Consider the following 16311-nt stretch of genomic DNA (forward strand, 5'->3'; position numbering starts at 1 on the left):
TCCTACAAGGGGGCCAGGCGGGTTTAGCGCTCCAGCGATTCCGGGTGGCGCACCTGCCCTGCCCCGCGCACCACGAAGCGCTCGATGGTCAGCGACTCGACGCCCATCGGCCCGTAGGCGTGCAGGCGCGTGGTGGAGATGCCGATCTCGGCGCCGAGGCCCAGTTGCCCGCCGTCGTTGAAGCGCGAGGACGCGTTGACCATCACCGCCGAGCTGCGGGTGCGGCGGACGAAGGCGTCGGCGGTGGCGGGGTCGGCGGTGGCGATCACTTCGGTGTGGTCGGAGCCGTATCGGGCGATGTGGGCCAGGGCTTGGTCGAGGTCGTCGACCACGCGCGCGGCGATGATGAGGTCGAGGTACTCGGCGGCGTAGTCGCCGTCGTCGGCCGCCGCCACGTCGAAACCGCCCTCGCCCGCCAATGCGCGGACGCGCTCGCAGCCGCGCACCTGCACGCCGCGGCCGGACAGCGCCGCCAGCGCGCGCGGCACGAAGGCGGCGGCGATGTCGCGGTGCACCAGCAGCGTTTCCAGCGCGTTGCACACGCCCGGGCGCGAGGCCTTGCCGTCCACCAGCAGGTTCACCGCGAGATCGAGATCGGCGGCGCGGTCCACGTAGAGGTGGCAGACGCCCTTGTAGTGCTTGATCACCGGCACCCGCGCGTGTTCGGCGACGAAGCGGATCAGGCTCTCGCCGCCGCGCGGGATCGCCAGATCGATCAGGTCGGACAGCTGCAGCAGTTCCAGCACGTGTTCGCGCGCGGTGTCCTCGATCAGCGACACCGCGGCGACGGGCAGCCCGCGTTCGCGCAGCGCCGCATGCAAGGCGGCGGCGATGGCGGCGTTGCTGGCGCGCGCTTCCGAGCCGCCGCGCAGCAGCACGGCGTTGCCGGCCTTCAGGCACAGCGCGGCCGCGTCGGCGGTCACGTTGGGGCGCGATTCGTAGATCATCGCGATCAGGCCCAGCGGCACGCGTTTGCGTTCGATGACCAGACCGTTGGCGCGGGTTTCGCTGCGGGTGACGCCGTCGAGCGGATCGGCTTGCGCGGCCACTTCGCGCAGTGCGCCGGCGATGGCGCCCAGGCGTTGCGGGTCCAGGCGCAGGCGGTCGAGCATCGCGGCGCTGAGGCCGGCGGCTTCGCCACGGGCGACGTCGTCGGCGTTGGCGGCCAGGATGGCATCGCGTTGCGCGTCGAGTTGTTCGGCCATCGCCGCGATCAGCGCGGCGCGCTCGGCGCCGTCGAGCGCGGCCAGGAGCAGCGAGGCCTCGCGGGCGCGTTCGGCCAGGGTGCGTACGTAACCGCTCATTGCGAAACCTCGTCGGTTGCCGGCCCGGACGCCGGTTCGTTTCCGCCCGAATCCACGGCATGGGGATCGGCGGCGCGGCCGCCCAACATCACCAGATCGTCGCGATGCACCACCGATTCGCCATAACGGAAGCCAAGCACGGCTTCGATATCGCGACTGTGCCGGCCCTTGATCCGCCCGAGCTCGGCCGAGTTGTACTGCACCAGCCCGCGCCCGACCGCTTCGCCGCCTTCGGCCACGCGCAGCTCGACCACGTCGCCGCGGCGGAACTCGCCCTCCACCGCGACCACGCCGCCGGGCAGCAGCGAGGCGCCGCGCACGCGCAGGGCGTTGGCGGCGCCGGCGTCGATGCGCAGGCCGCCGCTGGCCGGGGCGTGGCGCAGCCATTGCTTGCGCGCGCGCAGGCGGTCGTTCTGCGCCGACACCAGGGTGCCGTGCAGGGTGTCGCGGGCCAGCGCCTCGACGACGTCGTTGTCGCGTCCGCAGAACAGCGCGGTGGCGACGCCGGCGGTGGCGGCCTTGGCCGCGGCTTCGAGCTTGGTGCGCATGCCGCCGGTGCCGAGCGCGCCGGCGCCGCCGCTGGCGGCGAGCAAAAGCTCGGGGGTGACGACGGCGACGCGTTCGATCGGGCGCGCGTTCGGATCGCGCTGCGGGTGGCCGCTGTAGAGGCCGCCGATGTCGGTGGCGATCAGCAGCAGGTCGGCATCGACCAGCGAGGCCACCGCGGCGGCGAGGTTGTCGTTGTCGCCGAGCTTGAGCTCGTCGACGGCGACGGTGTCGTTTTCGTTGATGACCGGCAGCGCGCCGAGCCGCAGCAGTTCGCGCAGCGAGGCGCGGGCGTTGAGGTAGCGGCGGCGGTTGCGCAGGTCGTCGTGGGTCAGCAGCACCTGCGCCACCGGCACGCTCGACAACTGCTGCCAGAACGCGATCAGCGAGGCCTGGCCGAGCGAGGCCAGCGCCTGCCGCAGCACCAATCCGTCGCCGCCGGCGGCAATGCGGCTGCGGCCGGCGGCGACCGCGCCGGACGAGACCAGCACCACTTCGCGCTGTTGTTCGCGCGCGCTTTCGATGAAGCGCGCCAGGCCCGCGGCGTAGCGCGAATCGAGGCCGCCGCCCTCGAAGCCGGCCAGCAGACTGCTGCCGACCTTGAGCACGGCGCGGCGCCACGGCGGCAACGGCTGCGCGGCGAAGTCCGCGGCCGCCGCGCTCATGTCAGCGATCTCAGGCGCGTTTGCAGGACGTCCAGACGCAGGTCGGCGGCGGCGCCGGGCGAGACCCGCGCGGCCAGGCTCGCTTCCGGATCGCCCTGGGCCCAACGCGCCGGATCGGCGGCCTGCTTGTAGGCGTCGCGGAACGGCAGGCCCTGGCGGGCCAGATCGACGGCGAGGTCGGTGGCGTACATCGACGGATCGAGCGCGGCGCGCATCGCCTGCGGCTTCCATTCCAGGTTGCGCAGCAGGTCGGGCAGCAGTTCCAGCGCGCCCAGGCCGCGGCCGAAGGCGTGGAAGATCGCGCCCTTGGAGAACTGCAGATCGCGGTGATAGCCCGAAGGCAGCGACAGCAGGTTCTCGATCTCGGTGCGCGCGGCGGCGACCGCGGCGTAGCTGGCGCGCATGAGTTCGATCACGTCGGGGTTGCGCTTGTTCGGCATGATCGAACTGCCGGTGGTGTATTCGGCCGGCAGCGCGACGAAGCCGAATTCGGCGCTGGTGAACAGGCTCAGGTCCCAGGCGAGGCGGCGCAGGTCGAGCAAAGCGGTCGCCAGCGCGTCGATCGCGCCGAGTTCGAACTTGCCGCGCGAAAGCTGGGCATAGGCCGCGGCCACCTGCATGCGGCCGAAGCCGAGCGCGGCGGTGGTGTGGTCGCGCGCCAGCGGCAGGTTGACGCCGTAACCGGCGGCGCTGCCGAGCGGATTGGCGTCGACCCACTCCAGCGACTGCCGCGCGCGCACCGCGTTGTCGATGAAGCCCTCGGCCCAGGCCGCCCACCACATGCCGGCGCTGGAGACCACGGCGCGCTGCAGATGGGTGTAGCCCGGCAGCGGCAGGTCGCGTTCGGCCTCGGCGCGCGCCAGCGCGACCTGCGCGGTCTCCACGCACAGCGCGTACGTGCGCGCCAGCCGGTCCTTGAGCCACAGGCGGGTGGCGACCAGGATCTGGTCGTTGCGGCTGCGCCCGGTGTGGATCTTGCGGCCGGCGTCGCCGAGGCGTTCGATCAGGCGGCCTTCGATCGCCGAATGGCCGTCTTCGAAGCGCTCGTCGAGGACGAAGCGGCCGGCCTGGAAGTCCTCGGCCAGCGTGTCGAGCTCGCGCGACAGGCCGTCGAGTTCCCCGGCGCTGAGGATGCCGATCTGCTGCAGCCCCTGCGCATGCGCGCGGCTGGCCTGGATGTCGAACGCGAAGAACTCGCGGTCGAGGATCACGTCCTCGCCGGCGAGGAAGTTCTGGATGCGCGCGTCTACCTTGACGCCGGGTTTTTGCCAGAGGAGATCGGACATGGGGGGCGCTCGCGGAGTTCTGAAAGAAGATGGATGAGGAGTGAGCGGAGAAGAGTGAGAAGTGAGAAGGAAAAAGGCGGCTTTCGCTCGCTTCTCACTCCTCTCCGCTATTTTCTAGGCATCTACCGATATGCGCGACGGCGTCGTACGGCGCCAGCGTCAGCCGCTCGCCGGTGGCGCGGCGCTTGAGTTCGACCGTGCCCTGGCTCAAGCCGCGACGCCCGACGATCAGCTGCCACGGCAGGCCGAGCAGGTCCATGCGCGCGAACTTCACCCCGGGGCGCTCGTCGGTGTCGTCGTGCAGCGCGTCCAGGCCCATCGCCTCCAGCGCGCCGTGCACGCCGGCGCAGAGTTCATCGATCTGCGCGTCGCCCGGGTCGAGGTTCACGATGCCGACGTTGAACGGCGCCACCGCGTCGGGCCAGACGATGCCGGCATCGTCGTGCCCGGCTTCGATGATCGCGCCGAGCAAGCGCGACACGCCGATGCCGTAGGAACCGCCGTGGATGGGCTTGTCGCCGCCGTCGGGGCCGGTCACCAGCGCCTTCATCGGCGCGGAGTACTTGGTGCCGAAGTAGAACACCTGGCCGACTTCGATGCCGCGCGTCTGCAGGCGGCGCTCGGCCGGCACTTCGCGCTCGAAGCGTTCGAAGTCGTGCACGTCCTCGGTCGCGGCGTACGGCGCGGTCCACTGGCGCACGATCGGGTCGAGGTCGCCGTCGTAATCGACGCCGGCGCCGGGAATCGGCAGGTCGAGCACGGCCTTGTCGCAGTACACCGCCGATTCGCCGGTCTGCGCCAGCACCAGGAACTCGTGCGAAAGGTCGCCGCCGATGGGGCCGGTTTCGGCGCGCATCGGGATCGCGCGGATGCCCATGCGGGCGAAGGTGCGCAGGTAGGCGACGAACATGCGCTGGTAGGAACGGCGCGCGGCGGCTTCGTCGACGTCGAACGAGTACGCGTCCTTCATCAGGAACTCGCGCCCGCGCATCACCCCGAAGCGCGGACGCTGCTCGTCGCGGAACTTCCACTGCACGTGGTAGAGGTTCATCGGCAGCGCGCGATAGCTCTTCACGTTGGCGCGGAAGATCGCGGTGACCATGTCCTCGTTGGTGGGCCCGTACAACAGCTCGCGCTCGTGGCGGTCGCGGATGCGCAGCATTTCCGGGCCGTAGGCGTCGTAGCGGCCGCTTTCGCGCCACAGGTCGGCCAACTGCAGGGTCGGCATCAGCAGTTCCAGCGCGCCGGCGCGGTTCATTTCCTCGCGCACGATGGCTTCGATCTTGCGCAGCGTGCGCAGGCCGGCCGGCAGCCAGGAGTAGATGCCGGCGGCCTCTTGCCGGATCAGGCCGGCGCGCAGCATCAGGCGGTGCGAGGCGATCTGCGCCTCGGCGGGGTTTTCCTTCAGGGTGGGCAACAAATAGCGCGACAGACGCATGGCTCTACTCCGAACGCGGGGCCGCGACGGCGGCTTTACCGGGTGTTCCCTTGCGCGCAAGGGAGCCTGGGGGGATTCGGCCGGCCGCGGCCCGCTTCGGGTTCGGCGCATGCGGCGGCCGGGACGAATCCCCTGCCCCTTTCCTCAGAAAGAGGCGGCGACGGCGTCACGGTCGCGGTCGCGGGTGCGCGTCGATCCCGGTGCGTTCGTCGTGGCCGAAGGCCAGGTTGAGGTTCTGTAGCGCCTGGGTCGCCGCGCCCTTGAGCAGGTTGTCCAGCGTCGACACCACGACCACGCGGCGGCCGTCCTCGGACAGCGCGAAGCCGCCGACATCGACGTGGTGCTTGCCGGCGATGTCGCTGACCCACGGCGCCGCGTCGGTCACGTTGACCAGCGGCTCGCCGTCGTAGTGGCGGTGGTAGTGCTCGACCAGTTCCTCGCGCTCGAAGCGCCGCGACAGGTGCAGGTTCGAGGTCACGGTGAGGCCGCGGAAGTGCGGCGCGACATGCGGCATGAACTCCACCGGATGGCCGAGGTGGCGGGTCACTTCGCGCTCGTGCAGGTGCCCGGTCAGCGCGTACGGCATCAGGTTGTCGCGCAGCTTTTCGGGGTCGTTCTTGTCCGAAGGCGTGGTGCCGGCGCCGGAATAGCCGGACACGCCGAAGCACTGCACCGGCCCTTCCAGTACGTTGAGCAGCGGCGCGATCGCCAGTTGCATGGCGCTGGCGTAGCAGCCGGGATTGCTGATCCGGCGCTGGCCGTGGAAGCCGGCGCGGGTCAGTTCGGGCAGGCCGTAGTACCAGTGGTCGTCGAAGCGGTAATCGGCCGACAGGTCGATGATGACCGGGTCGGCGCCGGCCGCATCGAACGCCGCCACGCAATCGGCGGCCTTGCCGTTGGGCAACGCCAGCACCACCGCGTCGGCGCCCAGGCCGGGCAGTTCTTCGTGGCTGGGCGCGCTGTAGCGCAGCTCGGGATTCTTGGCCGCGTATTCGGGAATATGGTCGGCGAGTTTCTGGCCGGCCAGTTCGCGCGAGGACACGAACGCCAGCTCGAACTGCGGATGCGCGGCGATCAGCCGGACCAGGTCGGCGCCGACGTGTCCGCGCGCGCCCACGATGCCGATGGTCTTAGCCATGCGCCGCTCCGTTCGAGTGCTGGTCGAGTTTGTATTGCAGGCTGCGCTTCACCGCCGGCCACTCCGTATCGATGATCGAGAACGCGACCGTGTCGCGCGGGCTGCCGTCGGCGTGGCGGCGATGGTTGCGCAGCACGCCGTCCTGCTTGGCGCCCAGGCGCGCGATCGCGGTGCGCGAGGCCAGGTTGAACCAACTGGTCTCGAAGCCTACCGCAATGCAGCCCAGGGTTTCGAACGCATGTCCCAGCAGCAACTGCTTGGCCTGGGTGTTCAGCCCGGTGCGCTGCACCCGCGGGGCGTAGAAGGTGTAACCGATCTGGACGCGCGGCACCGCCGCGTCCATGTCGTAGTAGCGGGTGCTGCCGACGACCTCGCCGCGCGCGTCGAGCACGGCGAAGGCCCACGCGGCGCCGCGCTGCTGCATCGCCAGCGCGGCCTCGATGTAGCCGTCCACGCCCTCCGGCGCCGGCACGTTGGTGTACCAGGCCTTGGCCAGCTCGCCGCCGGCCAGCGCCGCGCGCAGGCCGTCGGCATGGGCGCAGCCCAGCGGCTCCAGCGTCACGTGTTCGCCGCTCAGGCGCGGCTGCAGGCTCCAGGCTTCGTTGCCGGCCATCTCAGTCCTCCAGCGTCGGCGTGCGCCGGCCCGCGTATTCGACGCAGGCGGCGATCTCGTCGAAGCCGTCCATGCCGTACCAGAACACCTTCCACTTCTCCTGCTTCAGGCAGCCGTCGGATTCGGAGTAATAGAACGGATTGACCGCATTGCCGTGGCGCGAGCGCCAGAACACGCTGGGATTCTGCTCGCGCATCACCTGCCACACCGCGCGGCCGAGGCCTTCGCCCTGGGCGTCGTCCAATACGGCGAATTTATCGAGATACGTGCGGCCCTCGGCCTCGATCAGCACGATCGCGGCGCGGTAGTTCTCGCTGACGTAGGCCTGCTTGAGCCGGGTGTTTTCGAAATAGCCATCGACCAGCTTGCGCCCGAACGCGGAGTCGATCAGGCCGCGCAGGCGCGTCAGGTCCAGTTCGTCCCAACGCGACGCCTGCAGCACCCGTTCGCCGCGCCGCACGAGGGTGCCCGAGCCCTTGTGGGTGAACAGTTCCTTGGCCAGTTCCGACGGCTTGGTGATCGACACCGACGAGGTCAGCGGCAGCTTGTCCAGCAGGTCCTTGATCTGCTCGATCTTGACCTTCATGCCGCCGTTGATCCAAGGCTGCTGGATCAGGTGCTCGTACTCGGTCGACAGGTTGATCGAGTCGATCACCCGGCCGTTGTCGTCGAGCAGGCCGCCGGTGCCGGTCAGGAACACGATCTTGTACGGCTGCAGCACCTGCACCAGTTCGTTGGCGGCGAAGTCGGCGTTGATGTTGAGGATCTGGCCGCCGGGGGTTTCGCCGAGGCTGGCGATGACCGGGATCGAGCCGGCCTGCAGGCTGGCTTCGATCGGCGCGAGGTTGACCTTCTTCACTTCGCCGACCAAGCCGTACGTGTCGCGGTCGAGGAATTCGGCTTCGAACACGCCGGAGATGATCGAGGTCGCGCGGCCGTCGCCGGACTGCAGCGCCTCGACCAGCTTGAGGTTCTGCGACTGGAACACCCGGCGCACGATCGCCAACGCCTCGGGCGAGGTCACGCGCAGGCCGCCGACGGTCTGCTTGACGATGCCGGCGGCCGACAATTCCTCATCGAGCTGCGGGCCGGCGCCGTGGATGACGATCGGGGTCAGGCCCACGTCCTGCAGGAACGCCAGCGACGAAGTCAGCGCGGCGAGGTCGTCGCGCAGCACCGCGCCGCCGACCTTGACCACCGCGAAGCGCTTGGAGTCGAGCTGGGAAAAACGCTTGAGGTACTGCGAGATTTCCTTGGCCGAGGCCATGCTCGACAGCAGCCGCACGATGGTCTGGCGGGTCTGCAGGTGGTTGTCCATGGAGACGCTCATTGCGCCTGGCTCCCGATGATCCGCGCCACGCTGCGCGCGTAGCGTTCGAGTTGGTCCAGCGCGACCCATTCGTCGGCGGTGTGCGCCTGGGCGATGTCGCCGGGACCGTAGACGATGGCGGTCAGGCCGCCGGCCGAGAACAGCGAGGCCTCGGTCCAGAAGTCCACCGCATTGCCGATCGGCAGGTTCAGCGCGTCGGCGAGGTCGCGCGCTTCCAGGCGCCGGTTCTCGGCGTCGGCGACGTCGCCGCCCGGCAGCGGCGGGCCGCGGAAGGTTTCTTCGTAGCGCTCGATGATGCCGGCGTCGCTGAGCGTGCCGAACAGCTCGTGCAGGCCGTCGATGGACTGCGACGGCAGCGGACGGAAGCCGAAGCGCAGCTCGGCGCTGGGCGCGATCATGTTGGCCTTGATCCCGCCTTCGACCCGGCCGATGTTGAAGCGCAGCCCGGTCAGGCCGCCGAAGCGCTGGTGCGATTGCGCTTCGACGTAGTCCAGTGCCTTGCCGCCCCAGCGCACCGCCTGGTGCAGCGCGCTGGCCTGCATGGCGTTGGCGCCGGAGGCGTGGCCGGCGACGCCGCGGAACTTCAACAGCACCGAGCTGATGCCGCGATGCGCCAGCACCGCTTCGCACTGGGTCGGCTCGGCGACGATGGCCTCGCTGAAACCGTGGCTGGTGGCGAGGAAACCGGCGATGCAGCGCGCGTCGTTGGCTTCTTCGTCGGTGGAGAATAGGAACGCGGCGTCGCCGTCGGTAACGGCGGCGGCGGCCAGCAAGCACGCGGCGGCGCCCTTGATGTCACAGGCGCCCAGGCCGATGGCGCGATCTTCGGTCACCCGCAGCGTATGCGGGTCCGCGCTCCAGGCTTCCGAGGACGGCACCGTGTCCAGATGCACGTTGAACAACCGGCGCGGATTGCCGCGCACGGCCAGCATCGACACCGCGCCGGCGCCGAAGTCGGTCACCTCGATGCGGAAGCCCGGCAGCTGGCTGCGCAGGTAGTCGAAAATGCCGCCGGTGCCGATCTCGCGCGGCGGGTTGCGGGTGTCGTAGGACACCAGGGCTTGGAGATGTTTGAGGACTTCGGGGAGCATGGTCGGGTTCGAGTCTTTCGCTTGCATGGCGGAAGAGAAGTGAGCGCAGAGGAGTGAGGAGTGAGCTAAAACAGAAGCAGAGCAGCTTTTACGCTCACTCCTCACTCCTCCCCGCTCACTCCTAGCAAGAGCGTCAGCTCTTGCGATTGATCTCCGCCCACAGCGTGCTGCTCATGCCGAACAGCTTGATGAAGCCTTCGGCCTCGGCCACGCCCCAGTCGGCGGCCTGGGCGTAGGTCGCGCCCTTGGCGTTGAGGATGTGCTTGGACTCGATGGCCACCGCATTGACGGTGCCGCCGTTGGTCTCCAGCACCACCTCGCCGTTGACCGTGCCCTGCGAGCTGGCCAGGAAGGCTTCCAGGTCGGTCTTGAGCGGGTCGTGGTAGAAGCCTTCGTACACAAGCTCCACCCACTTGCGCGCCACGTCCGGCTTGAAGCGGTTCTGCTGCTTGCTCAGCACCGCTTCTTCGAGCGCGCGGTGCGCGGTCAGCAGCGCGATCAGGCCCGGCGCTTCGAAGATGATGCGGCCCTTCAGGCCGATGGTGGTGTCGCCGGTGTAGAGGCCGCGCCCCACGCCGTACTGCGCGAACAGCGCATTGAGCTTGGCCAGCAGCTTGTGGCCGTCGATCTTCTCGCCGTCCAGCGCCACGGCTTCGCCGTTCTCGAACGTCAGCTTGACCCGCAGCGCTTCGCTCGGCCACTGCGCGCGCGGCTTGCACCAGCCCACCGCGCCCTCGCCCGGCGCCTGCCAGCGGTCGATCTCGCCGCCGGACATGGTCAGGCCGAGCAGGTTCTCGTTGATCGTGTAGGCCTTCTGCTTGGCGCGCACGCCGAAGCCGCGCTCTTCCAGGTACTTCTGCTCGTAGGCGCGGACTTCGGTGTGCTCTTTCTGGATTTCGCGGATCGGCGCGACGATCTCGTAATCGCCCAGCGCCTTCACCGCCAGGTCGAAGCGGACCTGATCGTTGCCCATGCCGGTGCAGCCGTGCGCGATCGCCTTGGTGCCCAGTTCGGCGGCGCGCGCGAGCGCGGCTTCGACGATCAGGTAACGATCCGACACCAGCAGCGGGTACTGGCCCTGGTAGCCCTCGCCGGCCCACACGAACGGCTTGACGAAGCCCGACCAGATCGCCGGACCGCCGTCGACGGTGACGTGGCTGGCCACGCCGAGTTCGGCGGCGCGCTGCTCGATGAAAGCGCGTTCCTCGTCGTCGACGCCGCCGGTGTCGGCGAACACGGTATGCACGGCCCAGCCGCGCTCTTGCAGGTAGGGCACGCAGAAGCTGGTGTCGAGGCCGCCGGAGAAGGCGAGGACGATGGCGCGGTCGGTCATGGGGAGGTCCGGGGGAGAAGTGAGCGGAGAGGAGTGAGGAGTGAGCGGAAGCTGGAGCGCGAAGAGGCCGACGGAAGCGAGCGATTGCTTTTGCTCACTCCTCACTCCTCTCCGCTCGCTCCTAGATCAAAGCGGCCATGACCGCCTTCTGCACGTGCAGGCGGTTCTCGGCTTCCTCGATCGCGATGCAGTTCGGCGAATCCATCACGCCGTCGGTGGCCTTGACGTTGCGGCGCAGCGGCAGGCAGTGGCTGAACACGCCGTTGTCGGTCAGCGCCATCTTGGCTTCGTCGACGATGAAGTGCTTGTACTGCTCGCGGATCGGCTTTTCCGGGCCCCAGTTGCCGAAATACGGCAGCGCGCCCCAGCTCTTGGCGTAGACCACGTCGGCGTCCTTGTAGGCGCTGTCGATGTCGTGGCTGACCTTGAGCGAGCCGCCGCTTTCGGCGACGTTCTGCTCGGCCCAGCCCATGTAGCGCTCGTCGAGCACGTAGTCCGGGGTCGGGCACAGCAGGGTCACGTCCATGCCGAGGCGGGTGGCGATGGTCAGCGCCGAGTTGGCGACCGCGGTGTTCAGCGGCTTGGGGTGGTAGGTCCAGGTCAGCACGTACTTCTTGCCGCGCAGGTCGGTGGTGCCGAAGCGCTCCTGCAGGGCCAGCGCGTGGGCGAGCTCCTGGCAGGGATGGGTGATGGTCTCCATGTTGATGACCGGCACCGGCGAATACTTGGCGAAGGCCTTGAGCACGACGTCCTGGCGGTCGTAGGCCCAGTCGACGAACTTCGGGAACGCGCGCACGCCGATCAGGTCGACGTAGCGGCCCAGCACCCGCGCCACTTCGGCGATGTGCTCCTCGGTGTCGCTGTCCATCACCGTGCCCAGGTCGAACTCGATCGGCCACGCGTCCTTGCCCGGCTGCAGCACGATCGCGTGCGCGCCGAGCTGGAACGCGCCCAGCTCGAAGCTGGTGCGGGTGCGCATGGACGGATTGAAGAACACCAGCGCGATGGACTTTCCTTTCAGCTGGTCGCCGAGCTTGTTGCGCTTGAACGCGGCGGCCTGCGCCAGCAGCGCGTCGAGGTCGGCGCGCGACCAGTCCTGGGTGTTGAGGAAGTGCTTCATCGTCGTTCGGCGGTCCGTTAGGGGTGGAGCGAGGGAATGAGGGGAACCCGGGCGATGCGCGAGGCCAAAAACAAAAAAGCCCAGCGCTAGGCTGGGCTTCTCGTGTGTGCAGCTTGTTACACGAACGACGGCGCGATCCGTCACCCAGCGGATTGGCAGGGCAACGGTCGGCGCGCGCGCGAAGTCATGCCCGCCGCCATGTAGGCGGAGGTCAGGATGTCGGCGTCGGCGTAGTTCGGGTTCATGAGGCCGCGAATGCTCGCACGCGCCGGCCGTGGGCGCAAGCCGCGCGCGCCGCAAATGCGAACCCCGCCAAGCGGCGGGGCGGACGGACTGCGCGGGCTTCGGGACGCGAGGGACTCGGGACGCGAGGGCTTCGGGACGCGAGGGCTTCAGCGCGAGGTGCTGATCGGCGCCACCACCGGGGTGACCGCGACCCGGACCTTGAGCTTGTTGCCCGGGTCCTCGGGCAAGCGCGATCGGAATCGCGCGCCTTTGTAGACGTAGTCCACGTCGTAGGCGATGGGGCGGCGGAACTCGCGCTCCACCGGTACCGGGCGGCAGTTCTCGCCGGTGCTGGGCTTGGGGTCGCGCTCGCGGCCCAGGGCCTCGCGCACCGTGCCCAGCACCCGCTGGAAGCGCGAATCGCTCTTGTCGCCGGCTTCCGGGTCGCACTGCTGCTCGACCGTGGTCGCGCGCAGGGTCTGGTAGACCGGAGTCACCCGCAGCACCTGGGCGTAGTCGAAGCGCACGTTCTCGGCCTGCAGCACGGTGGTGTGCTGCTGCGCCGGCGCGGGCGCCGCCCACAGGACCGCCACGGCGCCGGACAGCGCCAGGATCGGGACCTGCAGGAGGAGTCGTTTCATCGGGCTCGCGCGGAGGGATTCGTGAATAAAGTGTAAGAGCAGTCTGCCGGGACGGCCTGAATCCCGCCTTTAGGCCCCGCCCCGCGGTGCGCCCGGCGGCGTCGCGTCGCGCTCGCCGGGCGCCCGCGCCGCGCCGGACCGGGCCGAACCGCGCAGATCCCCACGGCCGCCCGGGCCCAGCCCAGCCCGCGCAGGTCCGCGCCGCGGCCGGGAAATGTTCGCCCCGCCGGCCCGCGCAGCGCGCGCGGCCGCTAGAATGAACCCGAACCCAAGCCTTCCGTCCATGAGCCTGCATCTCTACAACAGCCTGTCGCGACAGGTCGAAGCCTTCGTCCCGCTGGATCCGGCCCGCCCGACCATGTATGTCTGCGGCCCCACGGTCTACAACTACGCCCACATCGGCAACGCCCGCGGGCCGGTGGTGTTCGACGTGCTGGCCGGCCTGCTGCGCCGCCGCTACGGCGCGCTGGCCTACGCCCGCAACATCACCGACGTGGACGACAAGATCAACGCCGCCGCGGCCGAGCAGCAGGTGCCGATCTCGGCCATCACCGAGCGCTTCGCCGCGATCTACCGCGATGACATGAGCGCGCTGGGCGTGCGCCTGCCGGACATCGAGCCGGCCGCGACCGCGCACATCGGCGAAATCGTGACGATGATCGAGGGCCTGGTCGCCAGCGGCCACGCTTACCCGGCCGAGGGCCACGTGCTGTTCTCGATCGAGAGCTACCCCGACTACGGCAAGCTCTCGCGCCGCGACATCGACGACATGCGCGCCGGCGCGCGCATCGAGGTCGCGCCGTACAAGCGCGACGCCGGCGACTTCGTGCTGTGGAAGCCCTCCACCGGCGACCTGCCGGGCTGGGACTCGCCCTGGGGCCGCGGCCGCCCGGGCTGGCACATCGAGTGCTCGGCGATGGCCGCCGCCCACCTCGGCGAGACCATCGACATCCACGCCGGCGGCAACGATCTGATGTTCCCGCACCACGAGAACGAGATCGCGCAGAGCGAGTGCGCGCACGGCGGCAAGACCTTCGCGCGGTTCTGGCTGCACAACGGCATGCTCACCTTCGACGGCGAGAAGATGGCCAAGTCGCGCGGCAACATCGAGACCGTGCACGAGCTGCTGGCCAAGCATCCGGCCGAGGCGCTGCGCTATGCGCTGCTGTCGGCGCATTACCGGCAGCCGCTGGACTGGTCGCCGAAGCTGATCGAGCAATGCGCGCGCACCCTGGACCGGCTCTACGGCACGCTGCGCGAGCTGGCCGACGTCGACGCCGGCGCGATCGCCATCCCGGCGCAGATCGAGGCGGCGCTGAACGACGACCTGGGCACGCCGCAGGCGCTGGCCGAGATCGCGCGCATCGCCGCCGAAGCGCGCAAGGCCGCCGATCCGGGCGACAAGGCCCGGCTCAAGCGCGAGCTGCTCGGCGCCGGCCTGGCCCTGGGCCTGCTGCAGCAGGACCCGGCGGCGTGGTTCGCCGGCGCCGCCGGCGACCAGGACGACGAACGCATCCAGGCCCTGGTCGAGGAGCGCACCGCGGCCAAGCAGGCGCGCGACTTCGCCCGCGCCGACGCGATCCGCCAGCAGCTCGCCGACGAGAACATCCTGCTCGAAGACACGCCGCAGGGCGTGCGCTGGGTGCGCAAGCGTCCGGAGCCGCAGAAGACCGAGGCGGCCGACTCCTGAGGAGCCGGCCGCCAGGGGCCTGCCGTCGAGAGAGGCCTGCCGTCGGGGGCCCGGCCGCGAAGCGGGCCGCCCCTGGCAAGCCCGCTCCTGAGAATCCGGCCCTTGTCCCGCCCGACCCGCGCCGCCACCTAACGAACCGATGAACGCCCCCGCCCTCCCCGCTTCGCCGTTCCCGCTCGAACCCACCGCCGCCGAGGCCCAGGCCGCGATCCGCGACGAGTTCGCCTTCTTCGGCGACTGGTCCGAGCGCTACCAGTACCTGATCGACCTCGGCCGCAAGCTGCCGGACCTGCCGGAGGCCTACAAGACCGAGGACTACCGCCTGCTGGGCTGCCAGTCGATGGTCTGGATCGCGGTCGACGGCGACGCCGCCCGGCTCGACTTCCACGCGATCAGCGACTCGGCCATCGTCTCGGGCCTGATCTACCTGGCGTTGCGGGTGTACTCGGGCCGCAGCGCGGCCGAGATCGTCGCCACCTCGGCCGACTACATCGCCGACATCGGCCTGGCCAAGCACCTCTCGCCGACCCGCAGCAACGGGCTGGCCGCGCTGCTGGCCTACATCCGCGACCAGGCCCAACGCCGCTTGTGAGCGAAGCCGCCGCCCGCGCCGACCGTCCCCAGGACCCCGACGCGGGCGGCCCGGTCAGCGCCTCGCAACTGCTGCGCAATCCCGGCTTCGTCGGCCTGCTGGTCTATCGCCTGCTGGCGATGCTGTCCTACCAGATCGTCGCGGTGACCGTCGGCTGGCACGTCTACGAGCTCACCCGCGATCCGCTCGCGCTGGGCATGATCGGCCTGACCGAGGTCGTTCCCTACTTCTGCTTCGCCCTGTTCGCCGGCTACGCGGTCGACCACCTGCCGCGGCGCAAGCTCGGCATGTTCGCCTGCCTGGGCCTGCTGGTGACCACGCTGATGCTGGCCGGCGTCGCCAGCGGCACCCTGCCGGCGGGCGCGTTCGGCATCGGCACCTTCACCATCTTCGCCGCCATCGCCATCAACGGCGTGGTGCGCGCGTTCCTGTCGCCGGTGTACATGTCGCTGTTCGCGCGCGTGCTCAAGCGCGAGCACTTCGCCCGCGGCGCGGGCGTCAGCAGCGTGGTGATGCAGACCGGACTGGTGATGGGGCCGGCGCTGGGCGGCGTGCTGGTCGCCTGGGGCGGCAAGACCTCGGCCTACCTGGTCGCGGCGGCGTTCGCGCTGGCCGCGGCGATCGCCATCGTCAGCCTGCGCGTGACCGAACCGCCGCCGCCGGCCGAGCGCGCGCCGGTGTTCCAAAGCATCGGCGAAGGCCTGCGCTTCGTGTTCAACAATCAGGTCGTGCTCGGCGCGCAGGCGCTGGACATGTTCTCGGTGCTGTTCGGCGGCGCGGTCGCGCTGCTGCCGGCCTTCATCCACGACGTGCTGCATTACGGCCCCGAAGCGCTGGGCGTGCTGCGCGCGGCGCCGGCCGCCGGCGCGGTGCTGATGGGCCTGTGGCTGGCCCGGCATCCGCCGCAGAAGCACGCCGGGCGCCTGCTGCTGTGGGCGGTGGCCGGCTTCGGCCTGTGCATCGTCGGCTTCGCCCTGTCGCGCGAGTTCTGGCTGTCGGCGGCGATGCTGATGCTGTCGGGCATGTGCGACGGCGTGTCGGTGGTGCTGCGCTCGACCATCCTGCAACTGTCCACGCCCGACGAGATGCGCGGGCGGGTGTCGTCGATCAACGGCATCTTCATCGGCTCGTCGAACGAGCTGGGCGCGTTCGAATCGGGGCTGGCGGCCAAGCTGATGGGGCTGGTGCCGTCGGTGATCTTCGGCGGCTGCATGACCCTGGCCGTCGTCGGCGCGACCGCGAAGTTGGCGCCGAAGCTGCGCCGGCTGGATTTGCGCGATCTGCAGTAAGGCCGGCGTC

Annotated in this window: 14 protein-coding genes; 3 read left to right on the forward strand and 11 right to left on the reverse strand. The window is 69.9% G+C overall.

The features are described from left to right. Window positions 1–23: 23 nt before the first annotated feature. The 11 genes from JHW41_RS15985 to JHW41_RS16035 all read right to left on the reverse strand — a co-directional run bounded on the left by JHW41_RS15985 (window position 24) and on the right by JHW41_RS16035 (window position 12730). On the reverse strand, window positions 24–1304 hold the full coding sequence (locus JHW41_RS15985; protein ID WP_250443384.1) for a glutamate-5-semialdehyde dehydrogenase: 1281 nt from the start codon (window positions 1302–1304) through the stop codon (window positions 24–26). Beyond that, on the reverse strand, window positions 1301–2515 hold the full coding sequence (proB, locus tag JHW41_RS15990) for a glutamate 5-kinase (protein WP_250443386.1): 1215 nt from the start codon (window positions 2513–2515) through the stop codon (window positions 1301–1303). Before proB ends, JHW41_RS15985 begins: the two co-directional genes overlap by 4 nt. Beyond that, window positions 2512–3801, reverse strand: coding sequence for an argininosuccinate lyase (gene argH / locus JHW41_RS15995; protein WP_250443389.1), 1290 nt, complete (start codon window positions 3799–3801; stop codon window positions 2512–2514). The genes proB and argH overlap by 4 nt, the downstream gene beginning before the upstream one ends. Window positions 3802–3895: 94 nt before the next feature. Beyond that, window positions 3896–5239: a proline--tRNA ligase gene (gene proS / locus JHW41_RS16000; RefSeq protein WP_250443392.1), complete on the reverse strand. Its 1344-nt coding sequence runs from the start codon at window positions 5237–5239 to the stop codon at window positions 3896–3898. Between the two features lie 166 nt (window positions 5240–5405). Continuing rightward, window positions 5406–6377: an N-acetyl-gamma-glutamyl-phosphate reductase gene (gene argC, locus JHW41_RS16005; RefSeq protein ID WP_250443395.1), complete on the reverse strand. Its 972-nt coding sequence runs from the start codon at window positions 6375–6377 to the stop codon at window positions 5406–5408. Further along, the gene (locus JHW41_RS16010; RefSeq protein ID WP_250443399.1) at window positions 6370–6990 is read right to left on the reverse strand and encodes a GNAT family N-acetyltransferase; all 621 of its coding nucleotides are present in this window, start codon (window positions 6988–6990) and stop codon (window positions 6370–6372) included. Before JHW41_RS16010 ends, argC begins: the two co-directional genes overlap by 8 nt. A gap of 1 nt (window position 6991) precedes the next feature. Beyond that, window positions 6992–8320, reverse strand: coding sequence for an acetylglutamate kinase (locus JHW41_RS16015; RefSeq protein WP_078997936.1), 1329 nt, complete (start codon window positions 8318–8320; stop codon window positions 6992–6994). After that, window positions 8317–9411, reverse strand: a complete 1095-nt coding sequence (locus JHW41_RS16020; protein ID WP_250443402.1) for an acetylornithine deacetylase — start codon at window positions 9409–9411, stop codon at window positions 8317–8319. The genes JHW41_RS16015 and JHW41_RS16020 overlap by 4 nt, the downstream gene beginning before the upstream one ends. 133 nt (window positions 9412–9544) lie before the next feature. After that, a complete protein-coding gene (locus tag JHW41_RS16025) occupies window positions 9545–10744 on the reverse strand; it encodes an argininosuccinate synthase (protein WP_057947083.1) in 1200 nt (399 codons plus the stop codon). Window positions 10745–10865: 121 nt separating this feature from the next. Next, window positions 10866–11864 carry an N-acetylornithine carbamoyltransferase gene (locus JHW41_RS16030; RefSeq protein WP_250443404.1) on the reverse strand — a complete coding sequence of 333 codons (999 nt, stop codon included), beginning with the start codon at window positions 11862–11864 and terminating at the stop codon, window positions 10866–10868. A 392-nt stretch (window positions 11865–12256) separates the two neighbouring features. Continuing rightward, window positions 12257–12730, reverse strand: a complete 474-nt coding sequence (locus tag JHW41_RS16035; RefSeq protein ID WP_057947081.1) for a hypothetical protein — start codon at window positions 12728–12730, stop codon at window positions 12257–12259. 283 nt (window positions 12731–13013) lie between these two features. On the opposite strand from JHW41_RS16035, the gene cysS reads away from it, so the two are divergent. The 3 genes from cysS (at window position 13014) to JHW41_RS16050 (ending at window position 16301) form a co-directional block, all read left to right on the forward strand. After that, window positions 13014–14420 carry a cysteine--tRNA ligase gene (gene cysS / locus JHW41_RS16040; protein WP_078997933.1) on the forward strand — a complete coding sequence of 469 codons (1407 nt, stop codon included), beginning with the start codon at window positions 13014–13016 and terminating at the stop codon, window positions 14418–14420. Window positions 14421–14559: 139 nt separating this feature from the next. Beyond that, window positions 14560–15012, forward strand: coding sequence for a SufE family protein (locus JHW41_RS16045; protein WP_057947079.1), 453 nt, complete (start codon window positions 14560–14562; stop codon window positions 15010–15012). Beyond that, window positions 15009–16301: an MFS transporter gene (locus JHW41_RS16050; RefSeq protein ID WP_425606195.1), complete on the forward strand. Its 1293-nt coding sequence runs from the start codon at window positions 15009–15011 to the stop codon at window positions 16299–16301. Before JHW41_RS16045 ends, JHW41_RS16050 begins: the two co-directional genes overlap by 4 nt. The last annotated feature ends 10 nt before the right edge of the window (window positions 16302–16311 follow it).

The organism is Lysobacter enzymogenes (genome assembly GCF_023617245.1).
Lineage (GTDB): Bacteria > Pseudomonadota > Gammaproteobacteria > Xanthomonadales > Xanthomonadaceae > Lysobacter > Lysobacter yananisis.

What these genes read in the sequence shown, in the direction of transcription:
- JHW41_RS15985 (WP_250443384.1), bottom strand. Translation starts at nt 1,304, where the DNA reads ATGAGCGGTTACGTACGCACCCTGGCCGAACGCGCCCGCGAGGCCTCG.
- proB (WP_250443386.1), bottom strand. Translation starts at nt 2,515, where the DNA reads ATGAGCGCGGCGGCCGCGGACTTCGCCGCGCAGCCGTTGCCGCCGTGG.
- argH (WP_250443389.1), bottom strand. Translation starts at nt 3,801, where the DNA reads ATGTCCGATCTCCTCTGGCAAAAACCCGGCGTCAAGGTAGACGCGCGC.
- proS (WP_250443392.1), bottom strand. Translation starts at nt 5,239, where the DNA reads ATGCGTCTGTCGCGCTATTTGTTGCCCACCCTGAAGGAAAACCCCGCC.
- argC (WP_250443395.1), bottom strand. Translation starts at nt 6,377, where the DNA reads ATGGCTAAGACCATCGGCATCGTGGGCGCGCGCGGACACGTCGGCGCC.
- JHW41_RS16010 (WP_250443399.1), bottom strand. Translation starts at nt 6,990, where the DNA reads ATGGCCGGCAACGAAGCCTGGAGCCTGCAGCCGCGCCTGAGCGGCGAA.
- JHW41_RS16015 (WP_078997936.1), bottom strand. Translation starts at nt 8,320, where the DNA reads ATGAGCGTCTCCATGGACAACCACCTGCAGACCCGCCAGACCATCGTG.
- JHW41_RS16020 (WP_250443402.1), bottom strand. Translation starts at nt 9,411, where the DNA reads ATGCTCCCCGAAGTCCTCAAACATCTCCAAGCCCTGGTGTCCTACGAC.
- JHW41_RS16025 (WP_057947083.1), bottom strand. Translation starts at nt 10,744, where the DNA reads ATGACCGACCGCGCCATCGTCCTCGCCTTCTCCGGCGGCCTCGACACC.
- JHW41_RS16030 (WP_250443404.1), bottom strand. Translation starts at nt 11,864, where the DNA reads ATGAAGCACTTCCTCAACACCCAGGACTGGTCGCGCGCCGACCTCGAC.
- JHW41_RS16035 (WP_057947081.1), bottom strand. Translation starts at nt 12,730, where the DNA reads ATGAAACGACTCCTCCTGCAGGTCCCGATCCTGGCGCTGTCCGGCGCC.
- cysS (WP_078997933.1), top strand. Translation starts at nt 13,014, where the DNA reads ATGAGCCTGCATCTCTACAACAGCCTGTCGCGACAGGTCGAAGCCTTC.
- JHW41_RS16045 (WP_057947079.1), top strand. Translation starts at nt 14,560, where the DNA reads ATGAACGCCCCCGCCCTCCCCGCTTCGCCGTTCCCGCTCGAACCCACC.